This is a genomic window from Pseudomonas sp. P9_35 (assembly GCF_034008205.1).
GTDB classification, from domain to species: Bacteria; Pseudomonadota; Gammaproteobacteria; order Pseudomonadales; family Pseudomonadaceae; genus Aquipseudomonas; species Aquipseudomonas kilonensis.
The window spans coordinates 1,257,423-1,275,545 of record NZ_CP125373.1 but is presented as its reverse complement, the minus strand read 5'-3'; the positions used below and the strand labels follow the sequence as shown (position 1 = coordinate 1,275,545).

General features: G+C 61.0%; 16 protein-coding genes. 3 read left to right on the top strand and 13 right to left on the bottom strand.

Translation table 11 applies throughout. The features are described from left to right. Positions 1–50 precede the first annotated feature (50 nt). The 5 genes from QMK47_RS05405 to kdgD all read right to left on the bottom strand — a co-directional run bounded on the left by QMK47_RS05405 (position 51) and on the right by kdgD (position 6,801). Positions 51–992, bottom strand: a complete 942-nt coding sequence (locus QMK47_RS05405) for an AEC family transporter (RefSeq protein ID WP_253471618.1) — start codon at positions 990–992, stop codon at positions 51–53. Between the two features lie 189 nt (positions 993–1,181). Next, the gene (gene garD, locus QMK47_RS05400) at positions 1,182–2,735 is read right to left on the bottom strand and encodes a galactarate dehydratase (RefSeq protein WP_018601854.1); all 1,554 of its coding nucleotides are present in this window, start codon (positions 2,733–2,735) and stop codon (positions 1,182–1,184) included. Positions 2,736–2,748: 13 nt separating this feature from the next. Beyond that, on the bottom strand, positions 2,749–4,113 hold the full coding sequence (locus tag QMK47_RS05395; protein WP_003177968.1) for an MFS transporter: 1,365 nt from the start codon (positions 4,111–4,113) through the stop codon (positions 2,749–2,751). Between the two features lie 202 nt (positions 4,114–4,315). Then, positions 4,316–5,761 carry an aldehyde dehydrogenase family protein gene (locus QMK47_RS05390; protein WP_253471616.1) on the bottom strand — a complete coding sequence of 482 codons (1,446 nt, stop codon included), beginning with the start codon at positions 5,759–5,761 and terminating at the stop codon, positions 4,316–4,318. A 128-nt stretch (positions 5,762–5,889) separates the two neighbouring features. Continuing rightward, positions 5,890–6,801 carry a 5-dehydro-4-deoxyglucarate dehydratase gene (kdgD, locus tag QMK47_RS05385; protein ID WP_003177964.1) on the bottom strand — a complete coding sequence of 304 codons (912 nt, stop codon included), beginning with the start codon at positions 6,799–6,801 and terminating at the stop codon, positions 5,890–5,892. 371 nt (positions 6,802–7,172) lie between these two features. Here kdgD and QMK47_RS05380 point away from each other — a divergent pair, with 371 nt between their 5' ends. Next, complete coding sequence (locus tag QMK47_RS05380; RefSeq protein WP_253471613.1) at positions 7,173–7,526, top strand: hypothetical protein; 354 nt, start codon at positions 7,173–7,175, stop codon at positions 7,524–7,526. Between the two features lie 270 nt (positions 7,527–7,796). On the opposite strand, the gene QMK47_RS05375 is transcribed toward QMK47_RS05380, so the two are convergent. The 4 genes from QMK47_RS05375 to QMK47_RS05360 all read right to left on the bottom strand — a co-directional run bounded on the left by QMK47_RS05375 (position 7,797) and on the right by QMK47_RS05360 (position 12,443). Beyond that, positions 7,797–8,543 carry a FadR/GntR family transcriptional regulator gene (locus QMK47_RS05375; RefSeq protein ID WP_003197797.1) on the bottom strand — a complete coding sequence of 249 codons (747 nt, stop codon included), beginning with the start codon at positions 8,541–8,543 and terminating at the stop codon, positions 7,797–7,799. Between the two features lie 264 nt (positions 8,544–8,807). Next, entirely contained in the window at positions 8,808–10,535 is a 1,728-nt protein-coding gene (locus QMK47_RS05370) for an ABC transporter ATP-binding protein/permease (RefSeq protein ID WP_214511239.1), read from the bottom strand. A 92-nt stretch (positions 10,536–10,627) separates the two neighbouring features. Next, positions 10,628–11,188, bottom strand: coding sequence for a response regulator transcription factor (locus tag QMK47_RS05365; protein WP_003177957.1), 561 nt, complete (start codon positions 11,186–11,188; stop codon positions 10,628–10,630). Beyond that, positions 11,181–12,443, bottom strand: coding sequence for an ATP-binding protein (locus QMK47_RS05360; protein WP_123342788.1), 1,263 nt, complete (start codon positions 12,441–12,443; stop codon positions 11,181–11,183). Before QMK47_RS05360 ends, QMK47_RS05365 begins: the two co-directional genes overlap by 8 nt. 403 nt (positions 12,444–12,846) lie before the next feature. On the opposite strand from QMK47_RS05360, the gene QMK47_RS05355 reads away from it, so the two are divergent. Beyond that, on the top strand, positions 12,847–13,563 hold the full coding sequence (locus tag QMK47_RS05355) for an SIMPL domain-containing protein (RefSeq protein WP_320389904.1): 717 nt from the start codon (positions 12,847–12,849) through the stop codon (positions 13,561–13,563). A gap of 96 nt (positions 13,564–13,659) precedes the next feature. Here the strand turns inward: QMK47_RS05355 and QMK47_RS05350 are convergent, their stop codons facing one another. The 4 genes from QMK47_RS05350 to QMK47_RS05335 all read right to left on the bottom strand — a co-directional run bounded on the left by QMK47_RS05350 (position 13,660) and on the right by QMK47_RS05335 (position 15,945). Beyond that, a complete protein-coding gene (locus tag QMK47_RS05350; protein WP_024618924.1) occupies positions 13,660–13,905 on the bottom strand; it encodes a hypothetical protein in 246 nt (81 codons plus the stop codon). A gap of 134 nt (positions 13,906–14,039) precedes the next feature. Beyond that, on the bottom strand, positions 14,040–14,423 hold the full coding sequence (locus QMK47_RS05345; RefSeq protein WP_253471607.1) for a DUF6124 family protein: 384 nt from the start codon (positions 14,421–14,423) through the stop codon (positions 14,040–14,042). Positions 14,424–15,390: 967 nt separating this feature from the next. Further along, entirely contained in the window at positions 15,391–15,576 is a 186-nt protein-coding gene (locus QMK47_RS05340; RefSeq protein WP_253478722.1) for a nucleoid-structuring protein H-NS, read from the bottom strand. 183 nt (positions 15,577–15,759) lie between these two features. Further along, entirely contained in the window at positions 15,760–15,945 is a 186-nt protein-coding gene (locus QMK47_RS05335; RefSeq protein ID WP_253478722.1) for a nucleoid-structuring protein H-NS, read from the bottom strand. Positions 15,946–16,339: 394 nt separating this feature from the next. Here QMK47_RS05335 and QMK47_RS05330 point away from each other — a divergent pair, with 394 nt between their 5' ends. Then, a complete protein-coding gene (locus QMK47_RS05330) occupies positions 16,340–17,941 on the top strand; it encodes an ABC transporter substrate-binding protein (protein ID WP_258690372.1) in 1,602 nt (533 codons plus the stop codon). The last annotated feature ends 182 nt before the right edge of the window (positions 17,942–18,123 follow it).

The window sequence follows — 18,123 nt, the reverse complement described above, 5'->3', positions numbered from 1 at the left end:
GGAGCGAGCTTGCTCGCGATTTGGACCTCAAGAACAGCGCAAACCCAGGGCTAGATCCACCCACCCCACTGCAACACAAAGATCCCCAGGTTGGTCGTAATCGCCGCCATCAGCGTGGTGATGACGATGATCGCCGCCGCCAGTTCATGGTTGCCATCGGCCGCCCGGGCCATGACGTAACTGGCGGCGGCGGTGGGGCTGCCGAAGTACAGGAACAGGATCCCCAACTCCGCCCCGCGAAAGCCCCACAGCCACGCACCGAGGGTAGCCAGCAGCGGCAGCCCGACCATCTTCACCAGGCTCGAACTCAGGGCCATCTTGCCGCTCTTGCGCAAGGCCACCAGCGACAGCGTGCCGCCAATGCAGATCAACGCCAGGGGCAAGGTCATTTGCGACAGGTACTTGGCCGAGGTCTCGAACCAGTTCGGCAGGCCGATGTGCCAATAGGCGAACGGCGCGGCGACAATCACGCTGATGATCAGCGGGTTGCTGATCACACTCTTGCAGATGCTCCACGGGTCAGACTTGATCACCGGGCTGTAGACCGCCAGCACGATGGTCGACAAGGTGTTGTAGAACAGGATCACCAGCGCCGCGAGAATCGCCCCCAGGGAAATCCCATAATCGCCATACATGCTCGCCGCCAGCGCCAGGCCGATGACCCCGTTGTTGCCACGAAACGCACCTTGGGTATAGATGCCGCGATCTTCGCGCGGGCAGCGCCAGATCGCCCAGCCCCAGGCCATGGCGAAACTTGCCAGGGTAGCGATGGAGAAATAGATCAGCAGGTCGGGCTGCAGCGCCGCGTGCAGGTCGGCATGGAGGATGCCGAGGAACAACAGCGCCGGCATGGTGACGTTGAACACCAGGGATGAGGCGATATGGATGAAGTTGTCGTTGATCCAGTTGATGCGCTTGAGCAACACCCCCAAAAACAGCATGGCAAACACCGGCGCGGTGATGTTCAGGGTTTCGAGGAAAATTGCCAGCATGCAGGGGACCTTGAGAGCAGTGTCGTTAGGTGGCTAATGATAAGCCACTTTCCCACTGATCGTTCCCACGCTCTGCGTGGGAATGCAGCCAGGGGCGCTCCGCGTTCCAAGAATCGAGCGCGGAGCGTCCGTTGAGGCATTTCCACGCGGAGCGTGGGAACGATCAATCGCTACCCCCCAAGGCCAGGATCAGGTAATCGGCGCCGGGTTGAACAACGTGATGTCGTTGTACAGCTTGTGCCGCTCGGCCCAGGTCTGTTTCTTGCCACTGGCCACGTCCAGGTAGTAGTGGAACAGCTCCCAACCCAACTCTTCGATGGTCGCCCGTCCGGTGGCGATCCGGCCGGCGTCGATGTCGATCAGGTCCGGCCAGCGTTGGGCCAGTTCGGTGCGGGTCGAGACCTTCACCACCGGAGCCATCGCCAAGCCGTACGGCGTGCCGCGGCCGGTGGTGAACACGTGCAGGTTCATCCCCGCCGCCAGTTGCAGCGTACCGCAGACAAAATCACTGGCCGGCGTGGCGCAGAAGATCAGGCCCTTTTGCTTGAAGCGCTCGCCCGGACCCAGCACGCCATTGATCGCGCTACTGCCGGACTTGACGATCGAGCCCAGGGACTTTTCGACGATGTTCGACAGCCCGCCCTTCTTGTTGCCAGGCGTGGTGTTGGCACTGCGATCGGCTTCGCCCTTGGCCAGGTAGCGGTCGTACCAGTCCATTTCGCGCACCAGTTCCTGGGCGACCTCCTGGGTTTGTGCCCGAGAGGTCAGCAGGTAGATCGCATCGCGCACTTCGGTGACTTCGGAGAACATCACCGTCGCCCCGGCACGCAGCAGCAGATCCGAGGCGTAGCCCAGCGCCGGGTTGGCGGTGATGCCGGAGAACGCATCGCTGCCGCCACACTGCATGCCCAGGATCAGCTCCGAAGCCGGTACGGTTTCGCGACGGCGCTGGTCGAGTTTCTTCAGGCGGGTCTCGGCCAGTTCCATGATCTGCTCGATCATTTCGGTGAAACCGTGACTGGAATCCTGCAAGCGATACAACCAAGGCTCGCTGAGGTCCACCGAGCTGTCGTTCTCATGCATCACCTGCCCGGCCTGCAATTTCTCGCAGCCCAGGCTGATCACCAATGCCTCGCCCCCCAGGTTCGGGTTGCGCGCCAGGTTGCGCACGGTACGAATCGGGATGTACGCATCGGTGGCAGTGATCGCCACGCCACAGCCATAGCTGTGGGTCAGCGCCACCACGTCATCGACGTTCGGGTACTTGGGCAGCAGCTCATCCTTGATGCGCTTGACCGCGTGGTCCAGCACCCCGGTCACGCACTGCACCGTGGTGGTGATGCCCAGGATATTGCGCGTGCCGACGGTACCGTCGGCGTTGCGATAACCCTCGAAGGTGTAGCCCTCCAGCGGTGCATCGGCCACCGGCACATCAGTGGACAGCGGCAGGCTGTCCAGCGGCGGCGCGGTCGGCATGCGCAACTGGTCTTCCTTGACCCAGCTGCCACGGGGGATCGGTTGCAGCGCATAGCCGATGACCTGGCCATAGCGAATCACCTCGCCTCCCTCGGGAATGTCCACCAGGGTGACCTTGTGGCTCTGCGGCACGAAATCCACGGTGACCAGGCCGTCCGGGAACTCGGTCCCGGCCGGTACGCCCTGGTCATTGACGACGATCACTACGTTGTCCCGCTCATGCAAGCGGATGTAACGCGGCGAATCGGCATGTTCAATCAGTTGCATTGACGCCGCTCCTTCAGGATTTAGCTTCAGACAGGCTGGAGATGTCGGCATCCTTGGCCGTTGGTTCCTTGAGCACCACACGCTTGATCGGCCCGACGATGACCAGGTAGCTGAACACCGCCACCAGCGCGTTGCAACCGACGAACACCAGTGCCCACTTGAACGAACCGGTGGCGCTGATGATGTAGCCAATGACGATTGGCGTGGTGATCGATGCCAGGTTGCCGAAGGTGTTGAACAGGCCACCGCTCAAGCCGGCGATCTGTTTTGGCGACGTATCGGAAACCACGGCCCAGCCCAGCGCACCGACGCCTTTACCGAAGAAGGCCAGGGCCATGAAGCCCACCACCATCCATTCGATGTCGACGTAGTTGCACGCCACGATGCTGCTGGACACCAGCAGGCCGGCGATGATCGGCGCCTTGCGGGCGAAGGTCAGCGAGTGGCCTTTGCGCAGCAGGTAATCGGAAATCACCCCGCCAAGGACGCCGCCGATGAAACCGCAGATCGCCGGCAAGGACGCGATGAAACCGGCCTTGAGGATGGTCATGCCGCGTTCCTGCACCAGGTACACCGGGAACCAGGTCAGGAAGAAGTAGGTGATGCCGTTGATGCAGTACTGGCCCAGGTACACGCCGAGCATCATGCGGTTGGTCAGCAGTTGACGGATGTAATCCCACTTCGGACCGTCGGCTTTCTTTTCCTTGCCCTTGTCCTGGTCCATGTCGACCATCGCGCCGTTGGCGGCGATGTGATTGAACTCGGCCTCGTTGATCATCGGATGCTGGCGCGGGCTGTGGATCACTTTCAGCCAGATCAGCGAGAACACGATGCCAATCACGCCCATCACGATGAACACGTGCTGCCAGCCGAAACGGTAGACGATCCAGCCCATCAGCGGTGCAAACAACACGGTGGCAAAATACTGCGCCGAGTTGAAGATCGCCGAGGCGGTGCCACGTTCTGCGGTCGGGAACCAGGCGGCGACGATCCGTGCGTTGCCCGGGAAGGACGGCGCTTCGGCCAACCCCACCAGGAAGCGCAACATGAACAGCGCAACCACGGCCGTGGACATGCCGAATTCACCCACATAGCCTTGCAGCACGGTGAACAGCGACCAGGTGAAAATGCTCAAGGCATAGATTTTTTTCGAGCCGAAACGGTCGAGCAGCCAGCCGCCAGGAATCTGCCCGGCCACATAGGCCCAACCGAAAGCGGAGAAGATATAACCGAGGGTGACGGCATCGATGCCGAGGTCTTTTTGCAGGCTGGAGCCTGCGATGGCGATGGTGGCACGGTCGGCATAGTTGATCGTCGTCACCAGGAACAGCATGAGCAGGATCAAATAGCGGACGTGAGTCGGCTTGGTCGCTTGCATGTAGAGGTACTCCCACTATTTATTTTTATGCGGGTAAATGTTGTGTTAAGCCCTGTAGGCGCTTGTAGGAGCTGTCGAGTGCAAACGAGGCTGCGATCTTTTGATCTTTCGCTCACGACTCAATTGTCAGGGGAAAGATCGCAGCCTCGTTGCACTCGACAGCTCCTACAGCTCCTACAGCTCCTACAGGTATTGCGGTGTATCAGGAGCCGATGTAAGAGGTCTTCACCACGGTGTAGAACTCTTGCGCGTAGCGACCTTGCTCACGCGAACCATAGGACGAGCCTTTGCGCCCGCCGAACGGCACGTGGTAATCCACGCCGGCGGTCGGCAGGTTGACCATCACCATGCCCGCCTGGGAATGGCGCTTGAAGTGGTTGGCATACTTCAACGAGGTGGTGGCGATACCGGCGGACAGACCGAACTCGGTGTCGTTGGCCATCGCCAGCGCCGCCTCGTAGTCGGCCACGCGCACGACGTTGGCCACCGGGCCGAAGATCTCTTCGCGGCTGATGCGCATCGAGGCTTCGCTGTCGGCGAACAGGGTCGGCGCCAGGAAGTAACCTTCCGTGTCGCACGTCACCAGGCCACCGCCACTGACCAACCGAGCACCTTCGCTCTGGCCGATGTCGATGTACTTCAAGTCCTGGCTGAGCTGGGCTTCGGAAACCACCGGACCGATATCGGTGCCGGCCTTCAACGCATGGCCGACCTTGATCGACTGCATGCGCTCGGCCATGGCCTCGACGAACTTGTCATGGATGCCGGCGGTGACGATCAGGCGACTGGAGGCCGTGCAACGCTGGCCGGTGGAGTAGAACGCGCTCTGCACCGCCAGTTCGACGGCCTGCTTGAGGTCCGCGTCATCAAGGATGATCTGCGGGTTCTTGCCGCCCATTTCCAACTGCACCTTGGCCTGGCGGGACACGCAGTTGCCGGCGATCTGCCGCCCCACGCCCACCGAACCGGTAAAGCTGATGCCGTCGACTTTCGGGCTGTTGACCAGCACTTCGCCGACCACACGGCCGCTGCCCATCACCAGGTTGAATGCACCGGCCGGGAAACCGGCGCGGGAGATGATCTCGGCCAGGGCCCAGGCGCAGCCCGGTACCAACTCGGCAGGTTTGATCACCACGCAGTTGCCGTAGGCCAGGGCCGGGGCGATTTTCCACGCGGGAATGGCAATCGGGAAGTTCCACGGGGTGATCAGGCCGACCACACCGAGGGCTTCGCGGGTGACTTCGACGTTGACGCCCGGGCGCACCGACGGCACGTAATCGCCCGACAGGCGCAGGCATTCACCGGCGAAGAATTTGAAAATGTTACCAGCGCGGGTCACTTCGCCGATGGCTTCGGGCAGGGTCTTGCCCTCTTCCCGGGCCAGCAGTTGGCCGAGTTCTTCGCGGCGGGCGAGGATCTCGCTGCCGACTTTGTCCAGCGCATCATGACGGGCCTGGATGCCCGAGGTCGACCAGGCCGGGAAGGCGGCGCGGGCGGCTTCGATGGCGGCATTGACCTGCGCTGCGTCAGCCTTGGCGTATTCACCGATGACATCGGACAAGTCAGATGGGTTGATGTTGGTGCAATAGTCGGCACCGGCCACCCACTGACCGTTGATGTAGTTATCGAAACGCTTTGAATCTGCCACGGAGCTACTCCTTCTACAAAAGCGATCTGGGGACGCAGAGCGTCCCTGGCGGCATTCCCACGCAGAGCGTGGGAACGACAAGCCTTACGCAAAAAGCCGCTGATTACTCAGCGGCCTCATCGGGTCTGTTACTGCTTGCCTTGCTTGTCGATCAGCGCGGCCAGGGCTTCGTATTCTTCTGGCAGCAGGTCGGTCAGCGGCGTGCGCACAGGGCCGGCGTCATAGCCAACGATCTTCGCGCCGGCCTTGACGATGCTCACCGCGTAACCGGCCTTGCGGTTGCGGATGTCCAGGTAAGGCAGGAAGAAGTCGTCGATGATCTTGCCGACGGTCTCGTGATCGTCGCGGGCAATGGCGTGGTAGAAATCCATCGCGGTTTTCGGGATGAAGTTGAACACCGCCGAGGAGTAGACCGGTACGCCCAGGGCCTTGTAGGCCGCGGCATAGACTTCAGCGGTCGGCAAGCCGCCCAGGTAGCTGAAGCGATCGCCGAGGCGGCGACGGATCGACACCATCAGTTCGATATCGCCCAGGCCATCCTTGTAGCCAATCAGGTTCGGGCAGCGCTCGGCCAGTTGCTCCAGCAAAGTGGCGTTCAGGCGGCAGACGTTGCGGTTGTACACCACCACGCCGATCTTCACCGATTTGCACACGGCTTCAACGTGGGCGGCAACACCGTCCTGGCTGGCTTCGGTCAGGTAATGCGGCAGCAGCAACAGGCCCTTGGCACCCAGGCGCTCGGCTTCTTGAGCGTATTCGATGGCCTGGCGAGTGGCACCGCCAACACCGGCAAGGATTGGCACGCTGGTGGCGCAGGTATCGACGGCGGTCTTGATGACTTGGGAATACTCGCTGGCGGCCAGGGAGAAGAATTCACCGGTGCCGCCCGCTGCGAACAAAGCAGAGGCGCCATACGGGGCCAGCCACTCGAGGCGCTTGATGTAGCTGTCGCGATTGAAATCGCCTTGAGCAGTGAAATCGGTGACCGGGAACGACAGCAGGCCAGACGAGAGGATGGACTTCAGTTCTTGTGGATTCATTATTCGAACACCCTGGACGCAAATGATGTGTTGTAGGAAACGGTTCAGCTTCACGTGAAGTTGTAGGTCATCGTACAACTTAAAATATGAACGTCAACTGCATTTCGTCTTTTGTCGGGTGTCGGGACCGGAACGTTTGTCGTGAAACCTTGTAAATCGGGGGTTTGAGCGGGATTGGAAGAAGGATGAAAACTGCCGCCCGAGCATCAGGACCGCTCGTCGTCACTGTCAACTCTGCCAGTAGGCGTCGCCACGGCAAGGGGGCATAACCCTGGCATGGCTGTGCTGGGCACGGCCGTAGCCCCTTTCACAATCTTTTAAGTGAGCCGCCCGTACGCGACGATCAGGGCTGCCTCACAGGGAGTGACATCATGACGATGTTTGCGAAGCCAACGCTCAAGGATTTTCCAACCACTGGTGAAGTCACGATCAGCCTGTCAAGGACAACGACGTTAACCGTGAAGATTCCGGATGCAGCTTTCGCACCGTACTCGAACGCCCAACTGACTCTGGGCCTCGGCTCGACGCCTCCAACTCCGGCAGGCGCGTTTACACCTCTGACCGAGGGCGAAGAGGGTACGCCGCGCAAGGATGTGACAGTGACTGTAACCAGCGCCGAGTTGACAGCTTATCTCGGCAAATTGGTTGAGCTTCGTTACGAGGTTAGCTACGAGAGCTGGGATCCCGATACATCCGAGCCGCAAATGTTGCGGGTCAACGCGTAGGACCACGCGCTTACGACTCGTCAGACGGGCACACAGATACAAAGCCAGTCACCACTTCCCTGTGGCGAGGGAGCTTGCTCCCGCTCGACTGTGTAGGAGCTGGCGAAGCCTGCGATCTTTTGATCTTTCGCTTGCGACTCAGGTGTCTGGGGAAAGATCGCAGCCTCGCTTCGCTCGACAGCTCCTACAGGCCCAGCGGGAGCAAGCTCCCTCGCCACAACTGCATCCTTGCCACGACAGCATCTTTGCCAGCAGGACAGTGAGCGACTTTCAGCCCTGCGCCTGCGCCTCTTCATGGGCCTGGCGCAGCCGCTCGCGGCTGTTGGTCAGGTGCAACCGCATGGCCGCGCGGGCCGCCTCGGAGTCCTGGCGGGCGATGGCGTCGTAGATCTCCTCGTGCTCACGGCTCAGGCGGTTCATGTAGCGCTGCTGGTCATCGTGGGCCAGGCGCGCCGAGTTTACCCGGGTACGCGGAATGATGCTGGTGCCCAGGTGGGTCATGATGTCGGTGAAGTAGCGGTTGCCGGTGGACAGGGCGATTTCCAGGTGGAAGGCAAAGTCCGAGGCCACCGCATCGCTGGCGTGGGCGGCGCTTTCGTTCAAGGCGTCGAGGGCGGCGCGCATGGCGGCCAGTTGCTCGTCGCTACGGCGCTGCGCCGCCAGCCCGGCGGATTCCACTTCCAGGCTGATGCGCAATTCCAGGATCGCCAGCACGTCACGCAAGGTGACCACGGTGGCCGGGTCGATGCGAAAACCGCTCGGGCTCGGCGTGTCCAGCACGAAAGTGCCGATGCCATGGCGGGTTTCCACCTGGCCGGCCGCCTGCAAGCGGGAAATCGCCTCGCGCACCACGGTACGGCTGACGCCATGGGCTTCCATGATCGCCGACTCGGTGGGCAATTTATCGCCACGCTTGAGCAGGCCGTCGCGAATCTGCTCGGTCAACACCGTCACCAGCTCCTGCGCCAGGCTGCGGCGCTTGCGGGGAAAGCGTGGTACTTCGATCGGGTTTTCCATGGGGCTGTGTCTCGGTAAACGGCTGAATGGCAACATCATAGCGCAACGTGGTTGTACGATCACCGTGGGTGCAGCGATGAGTCTGGCGCTGAAACCGAGTCGGCTTCATCGCGAGCAAGCTCGCTCCCACATTGGAGCGGTATCCGGTTCACCCCAAAACCTTGTGGGAGCGAGCTTGCTCGCGATGGCGGTGGGTCAGCCACATCAATATCAACTGATACACCGCTATCGCGAGCAAGCTCGCCCCCACAGGTTTTGTGGCGTTTATGCGGTTACGGTGCGCTCCACCAGTTGGCCATTTTCGATACGCACATGTCGCGGATGGAAACGTTTCAAACTGCTTCGGTGGCCGACGCTGACGATGCTCAGGCCCGGCAACTGGTCGATCAGCGCCTGGTACAGCGTCGCCTCGTCTTCTTCATCCATCGCCGACGTGGCTTCGTCCATGTACAACCATTGCGGTGCATAAAGCAATGCGCGGGCAAAGGCCAGGCGTTGTTGCTCGCCGGGCGAGAGCATGCGCTGCCAGTGGTTGCTTTCATCCAGCCGCGCAATCAGGTGCGGCAGGCGGCAGGTTTCCAGCACCTGTGCATAACGTTCGTTGGGATAGATATCGCCAGCCTGTGGATAACTCAATACTTCACGCAGGCTGCCAATCGGCAGATATGGCTTCTGCGGCAGGAACAGGTAACGCGCGGCCGGAAGCCGGATCGTCCCGTGCCCCGCCGGCCACAAATGCCCCATCGCCCGCAGCAGGGTCGATTTACCACTGCCAGAACGGCCACTGAGCATCACCCGCTCGCCCGGTTCCACGGTCATGTCGGCGTTATCGAGCAGATGGCGACCGTCGGCCAGGTCCAGCCCCAAGTGATGAACCTTCAACGCATCGCCCTGGTTTTGCACGTCGATGGCCGGCACGCGGTCTTCGTTGTCGCTCATGGCCTGGCGGAAACTCAGCAGACGATCGCAGGTGGCGCGCCACGCAGCGAGGTCGGCGTAGGCGCTGATGAACCAGCTGAAGTTCTCCTGCACATTGCCGAACGCCGAGTTGATCTGCATGAGCTCGCCCAGCTGGATCTTGCCGGCAAAGTAGCGCGGCGCGGCGACGATGAACGGGAAGATGATCGCGATCTGGCCATAGCCGGAGGTGAAGAACGTCAAGCGCTTGGACACCCGCATGATGTCCCAGAAGTTATGCCAGACCAGGCCGAAACGCCCGCTCAGGCGACGGTTCTCATTCGGCTCGCCGTTGTACAGCGCAATGCTTTCGGCGTTTTCACGTACCCGGACCATGGAGAAACGCAGGTCGGCTTCGAAGCGTTGCTGGTTATTGTTCAGACCGATCAGGCGTCGGCCGATCAGGTGCGTCAGCCAACTGCCCACCGCCGCATACACCAGCGCGCACCAGAACATGTAGCCCGGGATGGTGTAGCCGAGCACCTCGATGCTGCCCGACACGCCCCACAAAATGATCGAGAACGACACTAGGCTGACCACGGTGCGCAGCAATCCCAAGCCCAGGCTCAGGGTGTTGGTGGTGAAACTGTTGAGGTCTTCGGAAATCCGCTGGTCCGGGTTATCGGTGTAGCCGCCCTGCTCCAGCCGGTAGTAATTCTTGTCGCCGAGCCAGCGGGCGAAATGCTGCTCGGTGAGCCAGGCCCGCCAGCGGATGGTGAGCATCTGCGTGAGGTACAAGCGGTATACCGCGCCCAGGATCGCCACCGCCGCGATGCCGCAGAAATACAGGATCAACTGCCAGAACGCCGCGCTGTCCTTCTCTTGCAGGGCGTTGTAGAAATCCTTGTACCAACTGTTGATCCACACCGAGATCGCCACGCTGAACAGCGAGAGTGCGATGACGGCGATCAACAGCGTCCAGGCCTTGCCCTTCTCCTCACTGCGCCAGTACGGCGTGGTCATTTGCCAGACACGGCGGAAAAACTGCCCGCGCACCGCGTCATTGACCGCGGAATATTCAGCGTTCTGATTCATGGTTAAGGCTCAATAGGGAAAAGAACTCGGGCCGATCATAAAGCAACGGCCCGATGTGTCGCGAGGGTGGACAACACCTGTTCAGCGCAGGTTCAGCGACGCACGGGACGCTTTTGCAATTTGCGCTGCAAAGTCCGCCGGTGCATGCCCAAGGCGCGGGCCGTGGCGGAGATATTGCCTTCATGCTCGGTCAGCACCCGCTGGATGTGCTCCCATTGCAGGCGATCCACCGACATGGGGTTTTCCGGCACCAGGGTGTCGAGGTCGGCGTGCTCGGACAACAGCGCCGCCAGTACATCATCGGCGTCCGCCGGTTTGCACAGGTAATTGCAGGCACCGCGCTTGATGGCCTCGACCGCGGTGGCGATGCTCGAATAGCCGGTGAGGATCACCACGCGCATCTCCGGGTCCAGCTCCAGCAGCTTGGGCAGCAGCACCAGGCCCGAATCGCCGTCCATTTTCAGGTCCAGGGCGGCGTAGTCCGGCAGGTCGGCCTGGGCGATGGTCAGGCCTTCTTCGGCAGAACCTGCGGTGCTGACGCGAAAACCACGGCGGGACATGGCCCGGGCCATGACGCGGGTGAAGGTGGCGTCGTCATCTACCAGCAACAGGTGCGGCAGTTCTTCGCCGTCGACTTGGATCTCGTCACTCATGTTCGTCTCCTCGGTCGGCATGGGGCAGGCGCAGCTCGGTGAGCGTGCCGCCTTCCTCATGGGGGTAGAGTTTCACCGAGCCGCCGGCGCGTGTCACGCTGGCTTTGCTCAAAAACAGGCCCAGGCCGAAACCTTTGCCCTTGGTGGTATAGAACGGCTTGCCGATCTGCTCGGCAATCGCCAGCGGCACACCGGCGCCGTGGTCGCGAATACTGATGGTCAGCTCATAGGCATTCCAGTCCAACGCCACTTCCAGCCCTTCGGGGCAAGCGTCGGCGGCATTGTTGAGCAGGTTCAGCAGCGCCTGGGTCAGGTCTGGCGGCGGTGCCATGCGCGGTACCACGCCCTTGCCCAGGCATTGGAAGCGATAACTGGCCTCCGGGCGCATCAGGTGCCAGCGGTTCAGGGCGTCGTCGAGCCAGAAGGTGACCGCCTGCATGTCGATATCCAGCCGGCGGTTGGCCTCGGCGGCACGCACCAGGTATTGCAGGGTTTCCTTGCAGAGCTTGACCTGGTCCTGCAGCACGCTGAGATCGTCCTGCAACGCTGGGTCATGGTGATCCTGGCGCATCTCCTTGAGCAGCACGCTCATGGTCGCCAGCGGTGTACCCAATTCATGGGCGGCGCCGGCGGCCTGGGTCGCCACGGCCAGCAATTGCTCGTCGCGCAGGCCCTCTTCACGGCGGATGGCGCGCAGTTCTTCCTGGCGGCGCAGCTCCTCGGCCATGCGCGCAGCAAAAAATGTAATGACTGCCGCAGCCAGGGCGAAACTCAACCACATGCCGTAGATCTGCAGGTTTTCCCGGGCGATGGGGAAGGTTTCCAGCGGATAGAAGCGCGCCAGCAGCAAGGTGTACAGCGCCAGGGCGATACCGGAAAGGATCAGCGAAAAACGCCATGGCAACGTCACTGCGGCGATGGTCAGCGGCACCAGGTAATAGGAGACGAAGGGGTTGGTGGAACCGCCGGAGAAATACAGCAGCGCGCTGTGGATAAACAGGTCACAGGCCAGTTGCACGGCGTATTCCAACTCGGTCACCGGCCACGAGGTGCGCAGGCGAATCGCCGTCAGCGCGCAGAGCACGCTGGAACAGACCAGGGTGATCGCCAGTTGCAGCCAGGGCAGCGGCAGCAGGTCGAACCAATAGGCGAGCCCCACCGAGCCGGCCTGGGCCGCCAGGACCAGAATGCGGATGAATGTCAGGCGCCAGAGGTTCTGGCGAGAGGCGGATGTCATTTGCAAAGGGGCGAGCATGAGCTCTCCTGATGAGCGCTCCAGGCGAATCGCACGGAGTATAACCAAGGCGCGGCTTGCAGCGGCAGATATGCGGCAAAGCGCCACAGCCCCGGATGCTACCTATACCCCCTGTGGCGAGGGAGCTTGCTCCCGCTCGGCTGCGCTGTAGGAGCTGTCGAGTGTAACGAGGCTGCGATCTTGTCCCGGTGAATTGAGTTGTGAGCGAAAGATCAAAAGATCGCAGCCTTCGGCAGCTCCTACAGCGCAGTCCAGCGGGAGCAAGCTCCCTCGCCACAAAAGCTCCACCAACCTTCGCATCTGTATAGAAGTTGTAACTGTGCGAACCCACCCATAAAAGCTAGAGTCTTAACGTTCACGCAGGCCCGGACCTCACCCCTGCACATCATCTCAAGGAGCTTTCATGCACACGTTCAGTCGCCCCGCCGCCCTGCTCGCCCTCAGCCTCGGCACCGTCGCCAGCCTGCCGGCCCTGGCCGCCGATGAGCTGCACTACAACCAGATTTCCCTGCGCGCCGAAGCCAGCCAGGAAGTGGCCCGCGACCTGATGATCGTCACCCTCTACACCGAAGAACAGAACACCGACCCGGCCAAACTCGCCGCTGCCGTCAGCACCACCCTGAACAAAGCCATCGGCCAGGCCAAAGAGGTCAAGGACATCAACCTGCGCCAAGGCAGCCGCAACAGCTACCCGATCTACGACAACAAAGGCGGGAAAATCACCGGCTGGCGCGAACGCGCCGAACTGCGCCTGGAAAGCGCCGACTTCACCGCCCTGTCCAAACTCACTGGCGAACTGCTGGGCGACCTGAAAATGGGCGGCATGGACTTCGCCATCGCCACCGCCACCCGCCAGAGCAGCGAAGACGCCTTGCTCAAGGACGCCGTTAACGCTTTCAAGGCCCGCGCCCAACTGGCCACCGACGCCCTGGGTGGCAAGGGTTACAAAATCGTCAACCTGAACTTCAACACCAACGGTTATCCACAACCGTACATGCGCCCGCAGATGATGATGAAAGCGGCGTCGATGGATGCCGAGTCGGTTACGCCTGAAGTGGAAGCGGGCACCAGCAAGGTGACGATGACGGCGGATGGGATGGTTGAGGTGTTGATGCAGTAACCATTCGAGGGGGCGGGTCAATTGCACTCATGGCAATTGATCCGCCTGTTATGGAAGGACCCCTTAGCCTGGCGACACGGTCCTTACATCACATTCTTATTTCAGCAAGGCAACGGCCGCTTTAGCGAGCTGGATGAACAATTCATCATCCTGCGCATCAAAATCGCCATCTCCGTCGGCATCTCCTTTTACGTCCACCTTGTCGTAGCGACCATTTTTCAACGAGGAGGACACAGAGGTTGAAAAATCAAGCTCCTTACCGCTGTAGAACTCGAATAGAACCTCAGGGCTACTGTCACGATCCAGGTCTTCGATAGATATGCGAATTTCTTTAGCGGCCATGATTACACCTCTTCCAATGAATTAAGTAATGACGGCATCGCTACAGAAGTGGAGCGCGCCTGGATCCAACCTACCTCCAGGCGCGCAGCGTCGCTACTGTCAGATCTGTCAGGTGTATGCCTGTACAGAGGCTCTCAAGGTGCTGGGCTCGCCGGCGCTTCAAGCTGATCCAACGCCTTGTCCACCAGCAACTGGCACAACTCCACTAACTGATGAATCCCCAGCGCCACGCTGCGCCGCGTGCCCTCCACTTCAAAGGCCAGGTCTTCGGCCATGGCTTTTATCGAGGCCAGGGTTTCGGAGGTGCTGGTCAGTAGCGTGTCGGCGTCGGCTTTGGCGGTGACGGAGAACAGGCTGTCGATGCGCGGGTCGGTGCTTGATTCTGGAGGTTTTGGGTTGAGGTAATGATTGAGGGCGCGCTCGGCGGCGGCGCGGTCTTTTAGAAGGTCTTCGATGGCGTCGAAGCCGGAGAGAGGATTGGTTTTGTTGAAGGGTGGGTCGGGGACTGACTTATCCATTTATTTGTACCTATTTAGTGATGAGGACCATCACTTGCCGTTTCTCACTCGGCAAAGTGGTGGCAGCTGTGTGCAGGGGTGAGAAATCCGAGAAATAGGTACTCGGCCAGACCGAGGCCTGCCCGCACACAGCCGCCATAACGCATCTACTACAGGCAGCGGATAAGCTGGCGGCAATTATGCAGGTACAGAGGCTGGATGCCTATTATTCGGGTTTCTCACGCCCGGTCGCTGAATGGCAGCGACAGGAAAAAGGTTAGAGAGCCCACTTCCGAGCGGCAACCTTAAAAAGCTGTGGGATGTTTCCTTTCGGGGCCGGTGATCCTTCCGACACAAATGAATGACTCATCACACCTCCTGGCGCTGCAACCCCCGTGGCGAGGGAGCTTGCTCCCGCTGGGCTGCGCAGCGGCCCTTTTCAGCGTTGTGTGTATATCCGTTTTTTTGGTGACGGCGATTAATGGTTCCGCCCTGACGGCGGGTCACTTTCGAAAAGCGCGAAAGTAACCAAAGCGCTTCTGCCCCACCACTCGGCACCTCGCTTAGGCTCGGTGTGCCCTCACTCCGGCATTGCTCCGTGGGCCGCCGCGAAGGGCCATCCATGGCCCAGCGCGGCTACCTCGGCATCCATGCCGAGGTGCCCACTGCGCAATGCCTGCGTTCGGCCATCGTGGTTAACGGGGCGCCGAGATCAACGTCCACCACGAGGCGGCCTTATAGCCGACCTGGCTCTTGGTGAGACCGCGTTTCTCCTGTGGGAGCAAAGCTTGCTCGCGAGGCGGCCTTACAGCCGGTCTGTTTCTTCGGCTGTCCCCAACCCAAATTGTGGGAGCGAGCTTGCTCGCGATGAGGCCAGTAAGCTCAACATGCATGTGACTGAACCACCGCCATCGCGAGCAAGCTTTGCTCCCACAGGTCCTGCTCAAACAGATCTGATGGGTGTACGACCGGGGAGCCAGGTCGGCTACTAGGCCGCCTCGCGGTGGACGTTGATCTCGGGCGCCCCGTTAACCACGCTGGCCGAACGCAGGCATTGTGCAGTGGGCATCCCGGCATGGATGCCGGGATAGCCGCGCTGGGCCATGGACGGCCCTTCGCGGCGGGCCCACGGAGCAATGCCGGAGTGAGGGCATGCCGAGCCTAGGCGAGGCACCGAGTGGTGGGGCAGGAGCGTTTTGCTTACTTTTGCGCTCTTCAAAAGTGAGCCGCCGTCAGGGCGGAACCCGAAGTGGCCGTTACCGCAGAAATGGATATGTACTCAATCAGACCGCCATCGCGAGCAAGCTTTGCTCCCACAGATCTGACGGGTGTACGACCGGGGGAGCCAGGTCGGCTACTAGGCCGCCTCGCGGTGGACGTTGATCTCGGGCGCCCCGTTAACCACGCTGGCCGAACGCAGGCATTGTGCAGTGGGCATCCCGGCATGGATGCCGGGATAGCCGCGCTGGGCCATGGACGGCCCTTCGCGGCGGGCCCACGGAGCAATGCCGGAGTGAGGGCATGCCGAGCCTAGGCGAGGCACCGAAGTGGTGGGGCAAGAGCGTTTTGCTTACTTTTGCGCTCTTCAAAAGTGAGCCGCCGTCAGGGCGGAACCCTAAGTAGCCGTTACCGCAGGAATGGATATGCACCCGATCAACAGGGCCAGCTGTCAGACCGCCATCGCGAGCAAGCTCGCTCCCACAGTTTGATCGAAGTACAACCGGGAGAGCCAGGTCGGCTGTCAGGCCGCCTCGCGAGCAAGCTTTGCTCCCACAGACCTGACAGGTGTACATCAGGGAGGGCCAGGCCGGCTGTAAGGCCGCCTCGTCCAAGAGGCTATACCCAAACCCAACGGTCCCCCTCACTTTTCGATATTTCCAACACCCCCACCCGCAACGCTACTCTCCTGAAAACCTCACCACCCCCCAAGGGATTTCATGGACAGAACCACCTTCAAGCCCCTCCTGCTCACCCTGGCCCTGATCAGCAGCGCCCCAATGGCCCAGGCCGCCACCACCCTGGTCTACTGCTCCGAAGCCAGCCCCGCCGGGTTCGACCCCAGCCAATACACCAGCGGCACCGACTTCGACGCCTCGGCCGAAACCGTCTTCAACCGCCTCACCCAATTCAAACGCGGCGGCACCGAAGTCGAACCCGGATTGGCGACGAGCTGGGACGTATCCCCCGATGGCTTGGCCTACACCTTCCACCTGCGCGACGGGGTGAAATTCCACACCACCGACTACTTCACCCCCACCCGCGAGTTCAACGCCGACGACGTGCTGTTCACCTTCCAGCGCCTGCTCGACCCCCAACACCCGTTTCGCCAGGCCTATCCCACCGAGTCGCCGTACTTCACCGACATGGGCCTGAACACCACGATCAAAAGCGTCGAGAAAGTCGACGAACACACCGTGCGCTTCAACCTGAACAACGTCGATGCCGCCTTCGTGCAAAACCTGGCGATGAGTTTCGCCTCCGTGCAGTCCGCCGAATACGCGGCGCAGTTGTTGAAACAAGGCAAGGCCGGCGACCTCAACCAGAAACCCGTCGGCACCGGGCCGTTCGTGTTCAAGCGCTACCAGAAGGACTCGCAGATCCGCTACGCCGCCAACACCGCGTACTGGAAACCCGAGGACGTGAAGCTCGACAACCTGATTTTTTCCATCACCCCGGACGCCGCCGTGCGCCTGCAAAAGCTCAAGCGCGGCGAATGCCAGGTCAGTGGTTACCCGCGCCCGGCCGACATCGAGGTGATCGAGCAAGACCCGAACCTGCAAGTGCTCAAGCAGCCCGGTTTCAACCTGGGCTTTTTGGCCTACAACGTCACGCACCCGCCCCTGGATCAGCTCAAGGTCCGCCAGGCGTTGGACATGGCCATCGACAAACCGGCGATCATCAAGGCCGTGTACCAGAGCGCCGGGCAGCTGGCCCAGAACGCCTTGCCGCCGGCCCAGTGGTCGTTCGACCCGACCATCCAGGACGCGCCTCATGACGTGACCAAGGCCAAGGCGCTACTGAAGGAGGCCGGAGTTGCGCCCGGTACAACCATCGATTTATGGGCGATGACGGTGCAGCGCGCCTCCAACCCCAATGCGCGAATGTCTGCACAGATGATCCAGCAGGATTGGGCCAAGATCGGGATCAAGGCCAACATCGTCAGCTATGAATGGGGCGAGTACATCAAGCGTGCAAAGAATGGCGAACATGATGCAATGATCTACGGCTGGACCGGCGACAACGGCGACCCCGACAACTGGCTGGGGGTGCTGTACAGCTGCGCGGCGGTCAAGGGCAGCAACTACGCCAAGTGGTGCGACCCGGCGTATGACCGCTTGATCCAGCAGGCCAAAGTCTCGACAGACCGCCAGAAACGGATCGATTTGTACCAACAAGCGCAGAAAATCCTCAAGCAACAGGTGCCGATCACCCCGATCGCCAACTCCACGGTATTCCAACCGATAAACAGGCAAGTGGTGGATTTCAAACTCAGCCCATTCGGCCTCACGCCCTTCTACGGCGTGGGTTTGAAGAAGTAACACCTGCCCATTTCCAGTGCGCTGCGGCCGCTCAACGCACCGGGAAAGGGCGCTATTTGCCCCGAAAAAACACGCGCAAACGATCAAATGCGCCGGAAGTTACACAGATGCGACATTAAGGTACGTTCGTGCCACTGTTTCGGACTTGTGACCGTTCTGGATCTTGCATTGGGTATGGGGCC

Excerpts from the sequence above, each read along its gene's own strand:
- QMK47_RS05360 (WP_123342788.1), bottom strand. The coding sequence starts at position 12,443 with ATGCTCGCCCCTTTGCAAATGACATCCGCCTCTCGCCAGAACCTCTGG.
- QMK47_RS05375 (WP_003197797.1), bottom strand. The coding sequence starts at position 8,543 with ATGGAAAACCCGATCGAAGTACCACGCTTTCCCCGCAAGCGCCGCAGC.
- QMK47_RS05350 (WP_024618924.1), bottom strand. The coding sequence starts at position 13,905 with ATGGCCGCTAAAGAAATTCGCATATCTATCGAAGACCTGGATCGTGAC.
- garD (WP_018601854.1), bottom strand. The coding sequence starts at position 2,735 with ATGCAACTGATTGAACATGCCGATTCGCCGCGTTACATCCGCTTGCAT.
- QMK47_RS05395 (WP_003177968.1), bottom strand. The coding sequence starts at position 4,113 with ATGCAAGCGACCAAGCCGACTCACGTCCGCTATTTGATCCTGCTCATG.
- QMK47_RS05365 (WP_003177957.1), bottom strand. The coding sequence starts at position 11,188 with ATGAGTGACGAGATCCAAGTCGACGGCGAAGAACTGCCGCACCTGTTG.
- kdgD (WP_003177964.1), bottom strand. The coding sequence starts at position 6,801 with ATGAATCCACAAGAACTGAAGTCCATCCTCTCGTCTGGCCTGCTGTCG.
- QMK47_RS05370 (WP_214511239.1), bottom strand. The coding sequence starts at position 10,535 with ATGAATCAGAACGCTGAATATTCCGCGGTCAATGACGCGGTGCGCGGG.
- QMK47_RS05330 (WP_258690372.1), top strand. The coding sequence starts at position 16,340 with ATGGACAGAACCACCTTCAAGCCCCTCCTGCTCACCCTGGCCCTGATC.
- QMK47_RS05380 (WP_253471613.1), top strand. The coding sequence starts at position 7,173 with ATGACGATGTTTGCGAAGCCAACGCTCAAGGATTTTCCAACCACTGGT.
- QMK47_RS05345 (WP_253471607.1), bottom strand. The coding sequence starts at position 14,423 with ATGGATAAGTCAGTCCCCGACCCACCCTTCAACAAAACCAATCCTCTC.
- QMK47_RS05355 (WP_320389904.1), top strand. The coding sequence starts at position 12,847 with ATGCACACGTTCAGTCGCCCCGCCGCCCTGCTCGCCCTCAGCCTCGGC.
- QMK47_RS05405 (WP_253471618.1), bottom strand. The coding sequence starts at position 992 with ATGCTGGCAATTTTCCTCGAAACCCTGAACATCACCGCGCCGGTGTTT.